The organism is Clostridioides sp. LIBA-7678 (assembly GCF_056716065.1).
This window is the reverse complement of sequence record NZ_CP196987.1, coordinates 1,188,851-1,206,810: the sequence shown is the minus strand read 5'-3', so window position 1 is coordinate 1,206,810 and position 17,960 is coordinate 1,188,851. Positions and strand designations below refer to the sequence as shown.

At 30.8% G+C, this 17,960-nt stretch carries 18 protein-coding genes; 1 reads left to right on the top strand and 17 read right to left on the bottom strand.

Features of this window, described 5'->3' with window-relative positions; translation table 11 throughout:
• Positions 1-10: 10 nt before the first annotated feature.
• From ACTG46_RS05820 to ACTG46_RS05800, 5 genes are all read right to left on the bottom strand, one after another.
• Positions 11-328 (bottom strand): ribosomal-processing cysteine protease Prp, encoded by a 318-nt coding sequence (locus tag ACTG46_RS05820; protein WP_021383819.1) that lies wholly within the window; start codon positions 326-328, stop codon positions 11-13.
• 14 nt (positions 329-342) lie between these two features.
• Positions 343-654, bottom strand: coding sequence for a 50S ribosomal protein L21 (gene rplU / locus ACTG46_RS05815; RefSeq protein WP_003419082.1), 312 nt, complete (start codon positions 652-654; stop codon positions 343-345).
• Positions 655-754: 100 nt separating this feature from the next.
• Positions 755-2,176 (bottom strand): Rne/Rng family ribonuclease, encoded by a 1,422-nt coding sequence (locus tag ACTG46_RS05810; RefSeq protein ID WP_054276232.1) that lies wholly within the window; start codon positions 2,174-2,176, stop codon positions 755-757.
• Positions 2,177-2,192: 16 nt separating this feature from the next.
• Positions 2,193-2,894, bottom strand: a complete 702-nt coding sequence (locus ACTG46_RS05805) for a TIGR03936 family radical SAM-associated protein (RefSeq protein ID WP_231300534.1) — start codon at positions 2,892-2,894, stop codon at positions 2,193-2,195.
• A gap of 1 nt (position 2,895) precedes the next feature.
• Positions 2,896-4,740, bottom strand: a complete 1,845-nt coding sequence (locus ACTG46_RS05800) for a TIGR03960 family B12-binding radical SAM protein (protein WP_219673571.1) — start codon at positions 4,738-4,740, stop codon at positions 2,896-2,898.
• Positions 4,741-5,058: 318 nt separating this feature from the next.
• Between ACTG46_RS05800 and ACTG46_RS05795 the strand changes: the two genes are divergently transcribed.
• Complete coding sequence (locus ACTG46_RS05795; protein WP_054269672.1) at positions 5,059-6,252, top strand: FprA family A-type flavoprotein; 1,194 nt, start codon at positions 5,059-5,061, stop codon at positions 6,250-6,252.
• Positions 6,253-6,367: 115 nt separating this feature from the next.
• On the opposite strand, the gene mgsA is transcribed toward ACTG46_RS05795, so the two are convergent.
• The 12 genes from mgsA to ACTG46_RS05735 all read right to left on the bottom strand — a co-directional run bounded on the left by mgsA (position 6,368) and on the right by ACTG46_RS05735 (position 17,946).
• A complete protein-coding gene (mgsA, locus tag ACTG46_RS05790; RefSeq protein ID WP_054269671.1) occupies positions 6,368-6,781 on the bottom strand; it encodes a methylglyoxal synthase in 414 nt (137 codons plus the stop codon).
• A gap of 39 nt (positions 6,782-6,820) precedes the next feature.
• Entirely contained in the window at positions 6,821-7,951 is a 1,131-nt protein-coding gene (gene rodA, locus ACTG46_RS05785; protein WP_054269670.1) for a rod shape-determining protein RodA, read from the bottom strand.
• 84 nt (positions 7,952-8,035) lie between these two features.
• The gene (gene minE / locus ACTG46_RS05780; protein WP_021383822.1) at positions 8,036-8,320 is read right to left on the bottom strand and encodes a cell division topological specificity factor MinE; all 285 of its coding nucleotides are present in this window, start codon (positions 8,318-8,320) and stop codon (positions 8,036-8,038) included.
• A 17-nt stretch (positions 8,321-8,337) separates the two neighbouring features.
• Positions 8,338-9,135: a septum site-determining protein MinD gene (gene minD, locus ACTG46_RS05775; protein WP_021383865.1), complete on the bottom strand. Its 798-nt coding sequence runs from the start codon at positions 9,133-9,135 to the stop codon at positions 8,338-8,340.
• Between the two features lie 23 nt (positions 9,136-9,158).
• On the bottom strand, positions 9,159-9,842 hold the full coding sequence (locus ACTG46_RS05770; protein WP_054276227.1) for a septum site-determining protein MinC: 684 nt from the start codon (positions 9,840-9,842) through the stop codon (positions 9,159-9,161).
• Positions 9,843-9,939: 97 nt separating this feature from the next.
• Positions 9,940-12,918, bottom strand: a complete 2,979-nt coding sequence (locus ACTG46_RS05765) for a penicillin-binding transpeptidase domain-containing protein (RefSeq protein WP_479923748.1) — start codon at positions 12,916-12,918, stop codon at positions 9,940-9,942.
• An 11-nt stretch (positions 12,919-12,929) separates the two neighbouring features.
• Positions 12,930-13,418, bottom strand: coding sequence for a rod shape-determining protein MreD (gene mreD / locus ACTG46_RS05760; RefSeq protein ID WP_054269667.1), 489 nt, complete (start codon positions 13,416-13,418; stop codon positions 12,930-12,932).
• Positions 13,419-13,432: 14 nt separating this feature from the next.
• Positions 13,433-14,326 (bottom strand): rod shape-determining protein MreC, encoded by an 894-nt coding sequence (gene mreC, locus ACTG46_RS05755; protein ID WP_054269666.1) that lies wholly within the window; start codon positions 14,324-14,326, stop codon positions 13,433-13,435.
• Between the two features lie 9 nt (positions 14,327-14,335).
• Positions 14,336-15,397 (bottom strand): rod shape-determining protein, encoded by a 1,062-nt coding sequence (locus ACTG46_RS05750; RefSeq protein ID WP_054269665.1) that lies wholly within the window; start codon positions 15,395-15,397, stop codon positions 14,336-14,338.
• 69 nt (positions 15,398-15,466) lie between these two features.
• Positions 15,467-16,126, bottom strand: coding sequence for a RadC family protein (gene radC / locus ACTG46_RS05745; protein WP_021383866.1), 660 nt, complete (start codon positions 16,124-16,126; stop codon positions 15,467-15,469).
• Between the two features lie 44 nt (positions 16,127-16,170).
• Complete coding sequence (locus ACTG46_RS05740) at positions 16,171-16,755, bottom strand: Maf family protein (RefSeq protein ID WP_054269664.1); 585 nt, start codon at positions 16,753-16,755, stop codon at positions 16,171-16,173.
• A 219-nt stretch (positions 16,756-16,974) separates the two neighbouring features.
• Positions 16,975-17,946 carry an RnfABCDGE type electron transport complex subunit B gene (locus tag ACTG46_RS05735; RefSeq protein ID WP_054269959.1) on the bottom strand — a complete coding sequence of 324 codons (972 nt, stop codon included), beginning with the start codon at positions 17,944-17,946 and terminating at the stop codon, positions 16,975-16,977.
• Positions 17,947-17,960 lie beyond the last annotated feature (14 nt).

The window sequence follows — 17,960 nt, the reverse complement described above, 5'->3', positions numbered from 1 at the left end:
GAGTCACCCCCTACTTTTTTAAAATTTTTATATTTTTTGGGTATTCCCGTTTAATTTCTTCAACCGCTAATTGAAAGTGATTTAGTAATAATTGTGCATCTTTTATATGTATATCTTTAACTATACATTCTATATGACCTTCTTCTCCTACTACTTTCTCAAATTCAATCTTTTGTAATTTGTCTAAAGAATTTATAACTGCAATAGCATTAGATGTAACTGCAGCACACACTATATCATAGCCTATTTCAGCAAAATCAGCATGTCCCTTTAAACAAAAACCTTGTATCAAGAAATCATCATTATAATAATATTTTACTTTTATCATAACTTAACCAACTACTAAGCGTTTATTTTTTCTACAACTATCTTAGTATATGATTGACGATGTCCTTGTTTTCTTCTGTAATCTTTTTTTGCTTTATACTTGAAAACTATAACTTTCTTAGCTTTACCTTGTTCAACAACTTTAGCTTGAACAGATGCTCCTTCTACTACTGGAGAACCTAATTTTAATTCTCCATCTTTAGAGCAAGCTAATACTTCGTTTAAAGTAACAACATCACCTGCGTTAGCTTCTAATTTTTCAACGAATAACACATCACCTTCAGAAACTTTATATTGTTTCCCACCAGTCTTTACTATAGCGTACATTAAATACACCTCCTCGGCCTCAAACTCGCCAGTACAAGGTACTTCATTTGAAGATTTAGACCTTTACTGTGCGGCATTACAATTATTAATTATAAAATATTTACATTTTATTGTCAACTATTTTATCGAAAATAACATTGGTTTTATTGTGTTTTAATGTACAATTTGCAGTTAAAGAAATTTTTATATTATATTTTTCACCAATTTTATCAATTATATCCATATAATATTCTTTTATTTGTCTAAAAATAAAATCATTAAACTCTATTATTATATTTTTATAAACTGTATGCTCGCTTATTCTCATAATTTCTTTTTCAATGCCATCTACCATATGATGTATAGATTTTATCGTTTGTGCACCATCACAACATGGGCAGGACATTAGATAATATTTATCAATAGACTCTTTTTCTCTACGTCTTGCAACTTCTACTAAACCAAGCTTCGTCATACCTAACACTTCAGCTTTTCTTTTATCTTTATTAAATTCTTCCTCTAAGAGGTGTAAAACCTCGTTTTGATGCTTCTTTTTGTGCATATCTATAAAATCAATTATTATTATTCCAGCTATATCTCTAATTCTAAGCTGTCTTACAATTTCCTTTGCAGCTTCAATATTAGTTTTATAAACAGTCTCATCAAGTTTGCCAGTTCCAACAAACTTACCTGTATTTACATCTATAACAGTAAGAGCTTCTGTCTTTTCAATTACTAGATAACCTCCACTCTTTAACCATACCTTTTTATTTAATAATTTCTCTATTTGAGATTCTATTCTATATAAATCAAATACATCTCTATTTTCTTCAAGACACAGTTTATCAACATAAGTATTGTCTATTCCCTTTAAAATAGACTTAAGTTCACAATATCTATCATAACTGTTAGTAATTATGGATTCGATATCATCATTCACATTATCCTTTACATATTTGGTTGCAAAGTCTAAAGATTTATATAATACTTTTGGTCCTATACCAAGTTTATATTCTTTTAAAATATTCTCATACTGTAATTTTAATTCTTCTATATCTTTTTTTATTTCATCATGAGTACAACCTTGAGCCTCAGTTCTTATTATTAATCCTAAATTTTCTTTATTCACTGCTTTAGTAATTTTTTTTAATCTAAATCTTTCTTTTTCATCAGTAATTTTATTTGATATTGTAGTTCTATCATTGGAAGGTATATAGACAATATACCTTCCAGAAATACTAATTTCAGTGTTTAATTTTGCACCTTTAGTACCTATCTCTTCTTTATTTACTTGAACTAGAATATCTTGACCAGATTTTATAGTGCTTCCTTTTTTCAATTGTAAATAAGCAAGCTTTTTAAAGCCAATATCTACAAAACAAGCTTCTATTCCTGGTATAACTTTTTTTACAATTCCACGATATATATTGGATACAGTCTTTTTATTTAAACTATCTTCAACAAAAAGTTCTGCTAATCTTTCATCTTCAAGTACTGCTGTTTTTTGAGACCCTACTAAGGACTCGATAACTATCTTTTTCACAACTTCACCTCTCGAGCTACATAGGAGTCACTAATTCCCCATCTTCTAATACATATAAGTCTCTTCTCAATATATCAACATCTAATGGGTCAACATTCAATTCAAACATCTCTAATATTTTTGGAATAAGTATATTAGTATTTAAATTAGTTTTTGAACCTGTAGCTATAGTAGCAGTAAGAGTAATATGTTCATCTTCTAAATTTAAAACATCAAAAGTTCTTATCATAGGTCTTATATCTACTTCGACCATTTTACCTTTTTTATTCTTCTTTGTTATAATTATCTCTTTATTATTCATAAAATCAATTACTTTTCTTTTTACAAACTCTTTAGTTAGAGGTCTTTTCAATTCTATATTAAACAGATATTCTCCATAATCTATAACAGAAGAAAGAGAAGGTGTTTGTCTATCAATTTCTTTTACTTTTATAAATTCTATCCCATCTGGAAGTTGAACTGATACTTTACTTAAAAACTCCTCTACTGATAAATCTTCTTCCTCTATCTCAATATCTACATACTCTCCTTGACTTTCCGTACCTAAAGCCAAAGCATTACCATAACTCATCTTAGGATGAGGATTAAATCCTTGAGAATGTGCTAAGTTTATTTCAGCCCTTCTAAATGCTCTTTGCAATAATCTCTGAAGGTCAAGATGTGATATATATATCATATCGCCTTCTTTTTTAAATTTTACTCTTATTATTTTACTCATATTAGCAAAGCCCCCTTCCTATATCATGTATATTTATTCCACAGCCATTACAATTATGTCTACAATCAGAAGTGATTTTTTCTTTTTTAGCATTCTCATCTTCTCTAATTAAGAATTTTTTATTGACACCTACATCTATATGGTCCCAAGGAAATACCTCTTCATAATTTCTATTTCTATGTGCATAGAAATCTATAGAAAGGTTATTCTTTTCCATAGCTTCCTTCCATATGTCTAAATTAAAGTGTTCTGCCCATCCATCAAACTTTGCACCTAGTTTGAATGCATCATATATAACTTTTCCTATTCTTCTATCTCCTCTAGCCACTACAGCTTCCATCAAGCTAGTTTTTGAATCATGGTAATTGTATTTTATATTGTTGTTTCTTAATTTATTTACTAAATGTCTTTGCTTCTCAACTACTGCTTCTGTAGTATCTTGACCATGCCATTGGAAAGGTGTAAATGGCTTTGGTACAAAAGTAGAAGTACTTACTGTAACACTAAAGCTTCTCTTTAATTTACCTCCATTTACTTTTCTGTAAATATCAATAACCTTATATGCTAATTTAGCTATTCCATCTAAATCATCATAAGTCTCAGTTGGTAAACCAATCATAAAATATAGTTTGACACTATTCCATCCCATTTCAAAAGCTCTTTCTGTTGCATTTTCTAAATCTTCTTCTGTAACACCTTTATTTATAACATCTCTAAGCCTTTGAGTTCCTGCCTCTGGAGCAAAAGTAAGTCCAGACTTTCTTACTTGTTGTATTTTATCAGCAATTTCCATTGAGAAGTTATCTAATCTAAGAGATGGAAGTGAAATCCCTATATTATTAGAAGCATACTCGTCCACCAAATAATCAGTAAGCTCAGATAACTTACTATAATCACTCGTACTAAGTGATGATAATGATATTTCATCATATCCAGTATTTTTAACTAATTTATCTAATATCTCCTTAAGTCTTTCAACACTTTTTTCTCTTATTGGTCTATATATCATACCTGCTTGACAGAATCTACATCCTCTTGTACATCCTCTGAATAATTCCAACACTATTCTATCATGAACAGTATCTATATAAGGTACTATTAGTTTTTCTGGATAGTCTACAGTTTCAACATCTTTTATTATTCTCTTAGTAGGATTCTTTGGAATACCATCTCTATTAGGAGTTACACTTTGAACTGTACCATCTTCATTGTATTTAACATCGTAAAAACTTGGTATGTAGACTCCTTCTATACTTGATATTTTATATAAAAAATCTTCTCTAGTTGTTTTATTTTTCTTCCATTCTTTATACTCATTTACTACTTCTAAATTGACCTCTTCACCTTCACCTAATATTACTATATCCACAAAATCTGCTAAAGGTTCAGAATTATAGGCACAAGGGCCTCCAACCATTACAAATGGGTCTTCCAGTTTTCTTTCCTTTTTTAATATTGGTATATTTGCTAAATCTAATATATTTAAGATATTAGTATATGAAAGTTCATATTGAAGTGTAAAAGTAACAAAATCAAAGTTCGTTATAGGCTCTCTTGACTCTAATGCAAATAATGGTATGTTTTTTTCTCTCATTATATTTTCCATGTCAACAGCAGGAGAATATACCCTCTCACAAAATACATCTTCATCTTTGTTTATTACATCGTATAATATATGACTTCCTAAGTGACTCATACCAACTTCATATAAATCTGGAAAGCAGTGTGCGTATCTTATCAATTCACTATTACTAGTATCTTTATGAATTGAATTTATTTCATTTCCAAGATATCTAGCAGGCTTTTCTACTTTTTTTAAGATTTTTTTCAAGTCTACTTTATTCATTTATCCAAATTCCTCCAAACAAGCTCTTTATTTTTATTCTTATTTATAAGTAATATTATACACGATAAAATATTTTCTATCAAAAATATAACTAAAATATTGAATTTAAAACCTATATTATTCACAAAATAGAATAACTAAAAATATTTGAGTATATTTTACATTAAATTTTTATTGAATTACAATTTTTTTACAAAATATGATATATTATAAACATAGAACTATTGTTTTAGATAACTTATAATGACATCTTTTGTTTCATTGACCCCAAAATGGGGTATGTTACTTGTATAATGATAAATTTTAGGAGGGTTAAAAATGAGTAAAGTTTTTGAAGTAAAAAAAGATATCTACTTTACTGGCGTAGTAGATGAAGGTTTAAAAGTATTCGACATAATAATGGAAACTGAGTTTGGGACAACTTACAATTCTTATTTAATCAAGGACGAAAAAACGGTTTTATTTGACACAGTAAAGGCAAATTTTAAAGATGAATTCTTAAGCAATCTATCAGAAGTTACTGATATAGCTAAAATTGACTATGTTGTAATTCATCATACAGAACCAGACCATGCTGGTAGTTTAAAGTACTTATTAGATTTAAATCCTAATATAGAAGTTTATTGTACTAAAGCTGCTAAACTATACTTAGATGGTCAAATAAATAGACCTTTTAATTGTCATGTAATAAAAGATGGTGAAGTTCTAAATATTGGTAAAAGAAATCTTAAATTTATAACTGCTCCATTCTTACATTGGGTTGATACAATGTTTACTTACATTGAAGAGGACAAGACTCTTTTAACTTGTGATGCATTTGGTTGTCACTTTGCAAGTGTTGATGCAGATATAGTAAACAGTGAAGATTATCTAAAATCAGCTAAACACTATTATGACTGCATAGTTAAACCATTTGCTAAGCATGTTTTAAGCGCTGTAGATAAGGTTGTAGGAATGAACATAGAATTTGATACTATATTAACTTCTCATGGTCCAATGCTTACTAAAGACCCAATGGCTGCCGTTAAAAGATACGTTGAATGGTCTACAGAAGCTATTAATACAACAAATCAAAATCAAGTTTCTATATTCTACTTATCAGCTTACAGTAATACTTTAGAAATGGCTAAAAAGATAAAAGAAGGTCTTGATGCAGAAGGTGCAAAAGCTGAATTATATGATTTGGAAGATATGACATTAACAGAAATGCATGATACACTAGTAGTATCAAAGGTAATACTATTAGGTTCTCCAACTATAAACAAAACTATGGTTAAACCTATGTGGGATTTATTCTCTGTTATAGACCCAATGGCTAACCAAGGTAAGATAGCAGGAGTGTTTGGTTCATTCGGTTGGAGTGGTGAAGGTATAACTATGGCTGAGACTTTACTTAAAGCTATGTCATTTAAAATGCCTGTAGAATCTCTTAAGAAAAAATTCTTCCCTAGTGAAGAAACATTAAAAGACTGTATGGCATTTGGTGCAGAATTTGCAAAATTAGTTAAATAGTCATTAATAACAAATAAAATTATTTAATTTAAATAAGGAGATGATTCAAAGTTTTATTTTGAAACATCTCCTTATTTCATATACAATTATACAATTTATTTTTTTAAACACGTTTTTAAACACGTTGACTTTTATTTTTTCTAACTTCTCTCCATGATAGTTCTCCTCTATCAAGAGCTTTTATAAATATTTCTGCAGAAGCTAGATTTGTAGCTATTGGAACATGATAAACATCACAAAGTCTTATCAATGCTTGTATATCCGTTTCATGAGCCTGAGATGTCAATGGGTCTCTTAAAAAAATAACTAAATCTATATCTTGTGTTACTATTAAAGAACCTATTTGTTGGTCTCCACCTAAAGGACCAGATGCTAACCTATTTATATTTAAGTCAGTTTCATCCATTATTCTTTTTCCTGTAGTTCCAGTTGCATACAGTCCATACTTTTTTAAAATTGATTCATAACCTATACAGAATCCGACCATAGTATTTTTCATTTGGTCATGCGCTACTAATGCTATATTCATATACTCAATCTCCTCAATTTATGTTTACAAGTATCAAATCTAGAAATTTATTTTCTTTCTTCTCATACACACATTTAGTACTAACCCTAAATTTGCTAAGGATGTTAATAAAGAACTACCTCCATAACTTACAAAAGGTAATGTTACTCCCGTTACTGGAATTAATGCGACGGTCATACCTATATTTTGGATTATCTGATAGCCAAACATCCCCATGACACCAACCACGATGAGGGTTCCATAAAAATCTTTGGCATCTCTTGCAATTACTAAAAGCCTCAATAAGAATATTGCAAATAAGATTATCAACACTGACATTCCTATTACACCAAGTTCTTCACCTACAACAGCGAATATGAAGTCACTATCTTGTACAGGTAAAAAATCCTCTTGGTTTTGACTTCCATTATATAGCCCCTTACCAGTTACACCACCAGAACCTATCGCAATAAGAGATTGCATAACCTGATAATTTCCTTTCAGCGTTACATCTTCTGGATTTAAGAATGCTTCTATTCTTATCTTCTGATGGTCTGCCATCATTAAATACATCAGTGGCATAGATACCAACAGTATGATTATTCCTCTTTTTATCAATTTTGAACTAAGACCTGCTGTAAATAGCATCGCAAATATCATACAACAAAAGACAATTCCTGTTCCTAAATCTGGCTGTGCAAGTAATAATCCAATAAATGGAATAGCATAAACCACAACAGGTATAACTTCTTTCAATGTATTTAATTTGTCCTTCTTAGTTTCAAGTATCTTTGCATAACTAAGTACAAATGTTAATTTGACTATTTCAGATGTTTGCAAATCAAGTGGACCTAAATTAATCCACGACCTAGCGCCACCTTTTTCTGTCCCAATTCCAGGTAATAAAACGATGGCTAACAAAACAAGACTTATTATATAAAGCACTTTGTAATACCTACCTAGAAGATTATAATCAAAAAATAATATGACTATAATCATCCCTATACCAAGTACAAAAGCTAATCCTTGCTTAATTAATTGATTATATGAACCTGTCGAATTAGCATGTGTTGCACTACTAAGTATAACAAGTCCAAAAATAAAGATAGCTAATACTGTAACTATAAGTTTCCAGTCTAACTGTTTTATCAACTTAATTGTCGACTTATAATTAATATTGATTTTTTTCAAAGAATCACCGTCTTTCTATCTTTAAACACATAATTAAATAAAAGGGGCATATACCAATAAGGATATCCCCCTTTTAAGCACTAATTACATACATCTATCTTTTATATTCTTTAATGGTATATTAGCAACTAATGCAGATACAGGTTTGTCATCATGCTCACCTCTGCATTTAGACATTTTTATTTCAAGGCCATCATCTTCTATCTCTGCATAATTGGCTATTACTTTTAAAATGTCTGTTTTTATCATCTCTAAAAGTTGTGGTGAACAATCTACTCTATCATGAACTAAAACTAATTTTAACCTCTCTTTAGCAACAGATTTACTAGTTTTAGCATCGTTAGAAAAAACTCTAAATAAATCTAACACAGATGTATCCTCCTTTGCTACTTAGCCATGCTAAACATTTTTTTAAGTCTACCAAAGAATCCATCTTCAACTTCTAGTTCAAGTAGAGGAACTTCTTCATTTAGTATCCTTTTTGCGATATTCTTGTATGCTTGACCAGCAAGTGACTTTGAGTCAAGTATAGCTGGTTCACCTTTATTTGTTGATATAATTATACTTTCATCATCAGGGACAAGACCTAACAAATCAATTGCTAATATTTCTATTATATCTTGTTTGTCCATCATGTCTCCACGTTTAACCATATCATTTCTAATTCTATTTATAACTAATCTTATCTCTTTTATTTCATTTGCTTCTAATAGACCTATGATTCTATCAGCATCTCTTACTGCTGATATTTCTGGATTTGTAACTACAATAGCTCTATCTGCTCCAGCTATTGCATTTTTAAATCCTTGCTCAATACCTGCTGGGCAGTCTATTATTATATACTCGAAAGATTCTTTCAGTTTCTCACATAGGTCAACCATTTGTTCAACTGAGACAGCATTTTTATCTCTAGTCTGTGCTGCTGGTAATAAATATAGATTATCAAATCTTTTGTCTTTTATTAGAGCTTGCTTAAGCCTACAAGTTCCTTCAACTACATCTACTATGTCATAAACTATTCGATTTTCAAGACCCATTACTACATCTAAGTTTCTAAGTCCGATATCTGCATCTACAACTACTGTTTTTTTATTTTCTAGGCTTAGCGCAGTTCCTAAGTTTGCTGCGGTAGTAGTTTTTCCAACTCCACCTTTACCAGATGTTATAACTATAACTTCGCTCATAATACTACCCCCTATTTTTCTTTCTATTTGTCTAATTTTGACAAATAGCTTTCGATTACAATTCTTCCATTACTCACAAAGGCTATTTCTGGGCTAATTTCTGATTCAATTTCATAATTTTCTTCATCATCTGGAGCTTCTGCAATATTCTCTGCTATTTGTAATATTTTAGGATTAAGATTTCCAGCAACAACATATGCAAATTCATTACCTTCTGCACCTGCATGTACAAAACCTTCTATTTTACCCATTACAAAAACATTACCACCTGCTACAACTTTAGCACCAGCATTTATATCTCCCATAACAACTGTATTTGATTTTGAAAGGACTTTTGAACCAGGTTTCATATCATTTAATATTACTACATCACCTTCAAATTCAATATTTTCTCCAGATCTTAGGGTGTTGACATATTTTGTTGGAAAATTACTATTTTCTTCAATTTTGTGATCTTCAACAAATTCCACATCAAATCTAGAAGTAATTCCTTCTTTTAATTCTAAAATCTCCATGTCAGTTAAATAATCACTATTAATTTTACTAATTTTAGCCCCATTAAAAAAACCAACATACGCTTCCAATTTGTTTATTATTTTTTCCTGTATTTCCTCAAATGGAGCTTCTTTTTTTATATTTACTATTATCCCTCTTTTATTACCCTTGAACTCTACTAGTTCTTGACTACAAATTTCTCTTAAAGACATAACAACCTCCAGAGTGATATATCATTTATATTCTTCAAATACGCTTTAAATCCTTTTATTTTTTATATATAAAGCTAAAGTTTATACGTGGATTAAGCTATCTGTTAATTTGTGACTCGAAATTTATATTTTCGTCAGAAGAATTGTTAACATCATTCGTATTGTTGTCTTTTTTACTATTAGTTGGTTCTAACCCCATGTATGTTCCAATAACTTCTCTAGTTGGTAAAAGTGAGAATACACTTGAATCACCTTGAGGAATTACACATACAACAGCTATTTCTGGGTCATCTGCTGGAGCAAAAGCAACAGTCCATGTAAAAGAACCATAATCTTGTTTAAATTTATCTATCTCGTCATCTGTTATTTTTGGATTTAATTCTTTTATAGCTTTTCTTAAATATGAAGAATTTACTTTATCAGTATCTTCTAATCTAACTTTTATTCCATCCTCTAATTCTTCTTCTAATTTCTTTCTTTCTTCGTCCTTTAAATCTTTATTTTCTAATTTCTTTTTTACTTCCTTTTCTTTAGCTAATGAAAGTTCTTTTTCTTTTTCTGCTTTCATCCTATCTGCTAGTTTAACTGCATCATCTAGATTAACATTATAAGATGACATATGACTTTTTAAATATTCATATTCGTTATCTGTAGGTATTTTCCCACTTTTCTCAGCTGTACCAGTCTTTGCTGCTACATCTATTGGGAAATCAGCAAAGGCGCTCTTTGCTGTACCTTGTCTTGCAACCAATTTCATACCTTTTGTTAATTCTTTTAAGTTATCAGGATTTTTAAAAGGTATTTTTTCTACCTTCTTCTGGTCATTGATTTTCACTGATGAATAATCACTTGAAACAGCTCTATCAACTACAGATAATTCTACTAAGTTACCTCCATTTGCTATGGCAGCCACGTATCTTGATATCTGAGCTGGTGTATAGGCATTCTCACCTTGTCCTATCGCTAAGTTGAATGTATCTGCAGTACTCCATTTTGCAAAGTTAAAATAACTAAATACTGCTAAATCTGCTACTTCTTCAATTCTATCTTCTTTAACATCCAATTTTTTTAGTCTATTCATTGTTTCTACTCTACCAGGAGTTTTCTTTTCTGCTGCCCAGCTTACAATCTCATTGATTCTTTTTTCATATTCTTTAGGATTTTTATCTCTAGTTATATCAACAAAATCATTTGCCATTTCTCTTTCTAAATTTGACTTTAACAGAGCTTGTGTTGATTTCAGCTTATCCTCTGTGCTAGGTACTTTACCTGCTCTTTCTTCTACTTCATCTTGAAGTCCAGTATTTTGGTCAAGTCCAAATAATTTTGCATATTCAAGAATTTTATTGGCATTCATGTCTATACCAATGCTTTTTCCATCTGGCCATGTTTTACCTGTACCAATAGTTGCCATATATATATTACAAGACTCTTGTATTGCTTTATACAAGTTTGTCATACCATGATTTCCTCTACCATGGTTCCATACATAGTCACCAAAAGATTTTTTACCTAGCATGATAACACCAGGGTCATTTATTGTAAAGTTTGGATTTAAGCCATTTTCTAAAGCTGCCATTGAGGTTACCATCTTAAATGAAGAACCTGGCTGGAATTCCCCTTGTGTAACCAAGTTTAAAAGCGGACTTCCTGCTAGTAAGTCATTTGGATTCTTTGGCTGAAGCGCTTTATAATCTTCTGTAGAAATACCTTTTGCAAATTTATTTGGGTCATAATTAGGATAGCTTGAAGAAGCTAGTACTTCTCCATTTTTTACATCAATAGCTATAAGGGCTGCTGATTGTGCTTTTCCTGCATATGCACTAATTGGTTTATCACCAAATTTACTTTTAAAAGTACCACCTTTAGAAGCAACTTCTATTATCTGTTTTAATGCATTATCTGAGACTTCTTGCAAATCTTTGTCCAAAGTAAGATATACAGTATCTCCTGATTTAGGCTTTTTAGATTCAATTTCTTTACTTATTCTTCCTAATGCATCAACCTTAACCATTTTATAACCATCAGTTCCTCTTAGCCTGCTTTCATTACTTTTCTCTACTCCTGCAAGACCTACCATATCTCCAGTTTCATAACCTTTTTGAAGATATGATTCTATTTGAGTTGATGGCATTTTCCCTACATATCCTAACATATGTGAACCTAAAGTTCCATTAGGATAATATCTTACTGGTTCGACTGCTATTGAAACACCAACAAGGTCCATAGCACGCTCTTCAATTTGTGCAATTGTAGTTTCTCCTACATCTTTTGCAATGGTTACTGGATTATACTGAGAATATCCTTTTGATTTTATCAAATCTCTTACAATCATTATTTTTCTAGCATCTTCATCGCTTAGGCTTTTATCAATATCTAATGCCTCACTATTTCTTACTTTTTCAAACGCTTCTTTAGCATTCAGCTTGGTCTCTTTTATCTTATAACTAGCCAGCCAATCTCTCTTATCTCTTTCTGCTGTAAACATCCATTTACTAACTAAAATAGGTGGATAATATCCATTTTCATTCAGTTTTGCCTGTAATTTTGTTGCATCCAATCTTTTATCTTCTTGAGACAATATTCCGGCTGATATAAGTTTATCTACTAAGTAATAAAAACTTTCTTTAGCATTATAATCGTTTGGAATACCATTTTCTGATTTATACTCTCTAATATCTCTGTCATATGTATAATAGTATTTTCCATTCTCTACGTATATCGGAAACTCATCTACATATTCTTCACCATTTTTTTCAAGCAAATTTATAAGCTTTAATGATATTTCATTTGCTCTTGAACGCTTATTTGCATCTTTTTTATTAATATCGTTACCTGAAACCTGAACAGTAAATAAGTTTTTATTTCCTGCTAACAATCTTCCATATCTATCTTTTATTTCTCCTCTTGGAGCTTCTATTGCCAACTTCTTATATGTTTTATTTTCAGCTAACTCATTGTAATATTCATATTTGAATGTAGTCATGTAGATTATTTTTACTAAAATAGCTAAAAACACCACACTTATGACTATTTTAATTATTTTTAGTCTATCAACTTGTTTATTTTCTTCCATGAACTCACCAACTAATCTTCTTTAAGTTTTAAAACTGCTCTTTTAGATAAGCGATATATTACTAAACCAATTAAACTATTCACTATTGGTGCTACTAGTAGACCTTTTATAAAAAGTGTTGATATGCTATAGCTTTGATAGATTATACTAGATGTACCTATATTGACAATTGAATCAATTAAACTTCCTATAAAAATCAAAACGAAAGTAATAATATAGCTACCTTTATATAGCTGGTCTCTCATGTGTCCGATTGCATATGCAATAACAAACAAAACTAACGCATTTACACCAAAAATTCCACCAACGGTTATGTCTTTAATAAGCCCTATTATAGCCGCTATAATTCCACCCTCTAGTTCATCTAAATAAAGAGAGATTATAGTCACATATATAAGAACTAGATTAAAGCTTATGCCAAAAATATCTATATAATTTGTTATACTATTTTCTATAGTCATAAGCACAATCCCCAACAGACAAAGTAAAACTTTTTTCATTGTTTTTATCCCCTTTATCCTATATTTCTTGGTTCTATGACTACAACGTCATCTATATTCTTAAAATCAACATAAGGTTTTACAACTACATATTTTAGTGACTTATCTTTATCATCAACTACTTTTTCAACTTCACCGATTGGTATCCCCTCTGGGAAGAATCCAAGACCTGATGTTGTTATTATGTCTCCTTGAATCACATTGTATGATGAGTCAAACATATAACCTTGTAAATATCCTTTACTATTATAACTATCTTTATTATCTAAAGTAGTGTTTTGAGTAATTGTTCCTTTGGCATTAGCATCCTTTGCTAGTTTAAAACTTACAGATGCCTTAGAATCCAATAGTGAAATTGCCTTGCTATAATTGTTTGAAACTTCATAAACTACACCGACTAATCCACTACCATTCATAACTATACTTTCTTTTTTTACACCTGAATTTTTTCCTGCACCTATGACAAAACTCTCATACCAGTTTCCATCATTTTTACTGACAACACTTGTAGAAATACTTGTTGCTTTATATTTTTCTTCTACAAAGTTAAGTGTCTTTTTTAACTCTTCTAATGATTCTGTTTTATCTAATTTTGCATTTAAAGCTATCATATTCTTTTTAAGTTTTTCATTTTCTGCTTCTAAATTTTTTACCTTTTTAGAATTTTCTTTAAAATTTGATATGTCTTTAAATCCATTTTTGATAAAAGAAAATCCATCATTTATTCCTTTTCCTACACTTGTAATAGCATCTGATGCTACTCCTAAATTTACTGGGCTACCACTAGAAAACTTACCAATTGATATACCCACAATTCCAATTAAAGTGATAGCAACTACGCCCGTTGCTATCACTTTAACATTAATCCTTTTTTTCTCATTTTTATTCTTGTCAAATCTCAAGGCCATCACCAACTTCTAATTTTTAGCATTCATCATTAATACTTTTTCAAAGATTTCTTGGTCTTCAACAGATTTTCCTGTTCCAAGTGCAACACAATCAAGAGGTGTTTCTGCTATTTGCACAGACATTCCAGTTTCTTGTGTGATAAGTTTATCAAGACCTCTAAGCAAAGCTCCTCCTCCTGTTAGCATTATTCCGTTTTCCATTATATCTGATGCTAATTCTGGTGGAGTTTTTTCTAGTGTAGATTTTATAGCATCTACTATTGAACTTACAGGTTCTTTTAAAGCTTCTCTAACTTCTGTAGAACAGATTTCTATTGTCTTAGGTAGCCCTGAAATTAAATCTCTACCTCTTATTTGCATGTTTATTTCTTCATCATCTTTAAATGTAGAACCTATGTTAATCTTAACATTTTCAGCAGTTCTCTCACCTATCATAAGATTGTATTCTTTTTTTACATAGGCAACTATAGACTCATCAAACTCGTCTCCACCAATTCTTATAGATTTAGCAGTAACGATTCCTCCTAAAGATATTACAGCTATTTCTGAAGTACCTCCACCAATATCAACTACCATATTACCTTCTGGTTCTTCAACTTTTAATCCTGCTCCTATAGCTGCTGCCATTGGCTCTTCTATAAGGAATGCATCTTTAGCTCCTGCTTGTCTTGCAGCTTCTTCTATAGCTCTCTTTTCTACTTCTGTAACTCCAAAAGGAACACATATAGCTATTCTTGGACTTACAACACCTTTTTTGTCAGCTGCTTTTTGTATGAAATAACTAATCATTGATTGAGTTATATCAAAATCTGCTATTACACCATCTTTCATTGGTCTTATAGCTACTATATTTCCTGGTGTTCTACCTATCATTTTTTTAGCTTCTTCACCTACTGCTAAAACTTCCTTACTGTCATCTCTTATTGCGACAACTGATGGTTCTCTAACAACAATACCTTGTCCTTTTATGTAAACTAATGTATTTGCAGTCCCTAAATCTATTCCCATATCCTTTGTCATCTTATTAAAACTAAAAAAACCTTTTTTCTCTTTCTTTTTTTCCTTAGCCATGATTTTACTCCTTCCTACTATTAAGAATCATGTTAAAAACATTCTCCTACTATTTTATCACATATAAAGTCAAATTATCATATTTTCTTTAAAGCTAAAGTATAATCCATCTCCAATAATTATATGGTCAATTATTTCTATTCCAATTATTTCTCCACATTTAACAAGTCTTGATGTGATATTCTTATCTTCGCTTGATGGTTCCACACTTCCTGAAGGGTGATTATGCATTACTATTATTTTACTTGCACTTCTCCTTATAGCTTCTTTAAAAACCTCTCTAGGATGGACTAATGACGAACTTAAAGTCCCTACAGATATATCTACATCAGATATTATCTCATTTTTTGTGTTTAAAAGAACCGCTTTAAAAACCTCTTTTTTTAAATACCTCAGGCTGTCCATATAATATTTATGTATATCCCAAGGATTTTTTATTTTATACTTCATAGGTTTAAAACTGGCTATTCTAGAGCCTAGTTCTAAAGCTGCTTTAATTTGAGTTGATTTTGATAACCCAATTCCATCTATATTACACAGCTCCTCTATTGTCATATCTTCTAAATGTCTAATACCCTGAATATCTCTATTTATTATATAGTTGGCTAACTCAATAGCATTTTTGTTTTTATTGCCAGTTCTTAAAAGTATAGCCAACAATTCAGTATTTGATAAGCTCTTTACTCCTTCAGCAAGCATCTTTTCTCTGGGTCTTTCCTCTGGTGCCATTTCTTTTACCTTAATGGTTGAATTAAATGACCTTTTCAGATAAATCACACTCCATAAAAAAGATTTATATTAAAATGTTTTTTTAATAAGTCACCTAACTTTGAAATCGGAAGACCAACTATATTAAAATAGTCTCCTTTAATTTCTTCAACTAGCAAAGCCCCATAGCCTTGTATGCCATAAGCTCCTGCTTTGTCAAATGACTCTTTAGTTCTCAGATAATCCTCAATATCCTGTTCTGATAACGTTTTAAATTTCACATTGCTGATTACATAATCAATTACTTTCTTATCTTCGCACAAGTTTATTAAGCTAATACCTGTTATGACTTGATGCTCTCTTCCAGATAGTCTTTTTAGCATATCTCTTGCACAAGACTCATCTTTAGGTTTTCCTAAAATAGCATTGTCTAAAACAACAACTGTATCAGCTCCAATAACAACATCTTCATTATGTTCAGATGCTACAGACATGCTTTTTTCAAAAGCCAATCTCATAACTAAATGTTTTGGTGCTTCGCCTTCCAATATAATCTCATCAATTTCACTTTTAATTATATCAAATATTACATTTGTATTCTCTAGAATTTCTTTCCTTCTTGGAGAGGCTGATGCCAAGATTATATTCATTTATTCACCTCGTTTGTACGTAATTTGTACCTATTTAGTCTATCACTATATTGTAAAAAATTCAACAGAAATGTCGAACCTTTTTTGTTACACTATTGTTATATTTATTACCAATAGAATAAATATACATAAAATAGAGGTATGGAAATTATTCCATACCTCTGTTTTATGTACTCATTAGAGATATGGAAATTATTCCATATCCTTATTTTGTCCATATTACAAAATTTTAATAGCTTTCTTTGGACATTTTTCCATACATAAATGGCATCCTACACATTTATCAGCATCTACCTTATGTTTTTCTTTTAATTCTCCTTCTATTGCATCAAACTTACATTGTTTTTTGCATACTGTACATCCAACACAAAGTTCTTGGTCAATAGTAACTTTCTTTTTCTTAGTTATATCACCTGATATTACTTTTGTAGGGCATTTTGCTACACATTCCATACAGCCTACACACTTGCTAGGGTCTATCTTAGCTATTTTATTTTCAAATACTATAGCATCAAATTTACAAGCTTTCACACACATTCCACAACCAATACATCCAGCAGTACATTTTTCCTTAACAGCTTTACCAAATTCCTTGCTGTTACATTCTACAACTACTTCTTGGCTTTCTGGCTTTGTGATTATTATACCCTTAGGGCAAACTTCTTTACATTTTCCACAATTTACACATTTCTCTTCATCTATTACTGCTACTCCATCAACTATAGAGATAGCATCAAATTTACAAGCAGCCTTACATGTTCCAAGACCTAAACATCCAAATTTACACATTTTAGCTCCTGAATTTAAAACATTTGCTGCTCTACAATCTGATATTCCTTCGTACTCATATTTATCTTTTGCACTTGAGCAAGTTCCTTTACAAATAACTTTTGCTACTTGTTTTTCACCTGCTTCAGCACTTACTCCCATTATTTCTCCTACTTTTGCACCAACATCTGCTCCACCTACAGGGCAACCATTAACTGGTGCTTTTCCTTCAACTATTGCACTTGCAAGACCTCCACAACCTGGAAATCCACAACCACCACAGTTAGCTCCTGGAAGTACTCCTAGTATAGCTTCCACTCTCTCGTCCACTTCTACAGCAAACTTTTTAGATGCGAAATCTAGCACTATCCCGAAGATTAAGCCCATAACTCCTAAAACTAATACAGCTGTAAGTATCACTATTTTCACCCCTCTTT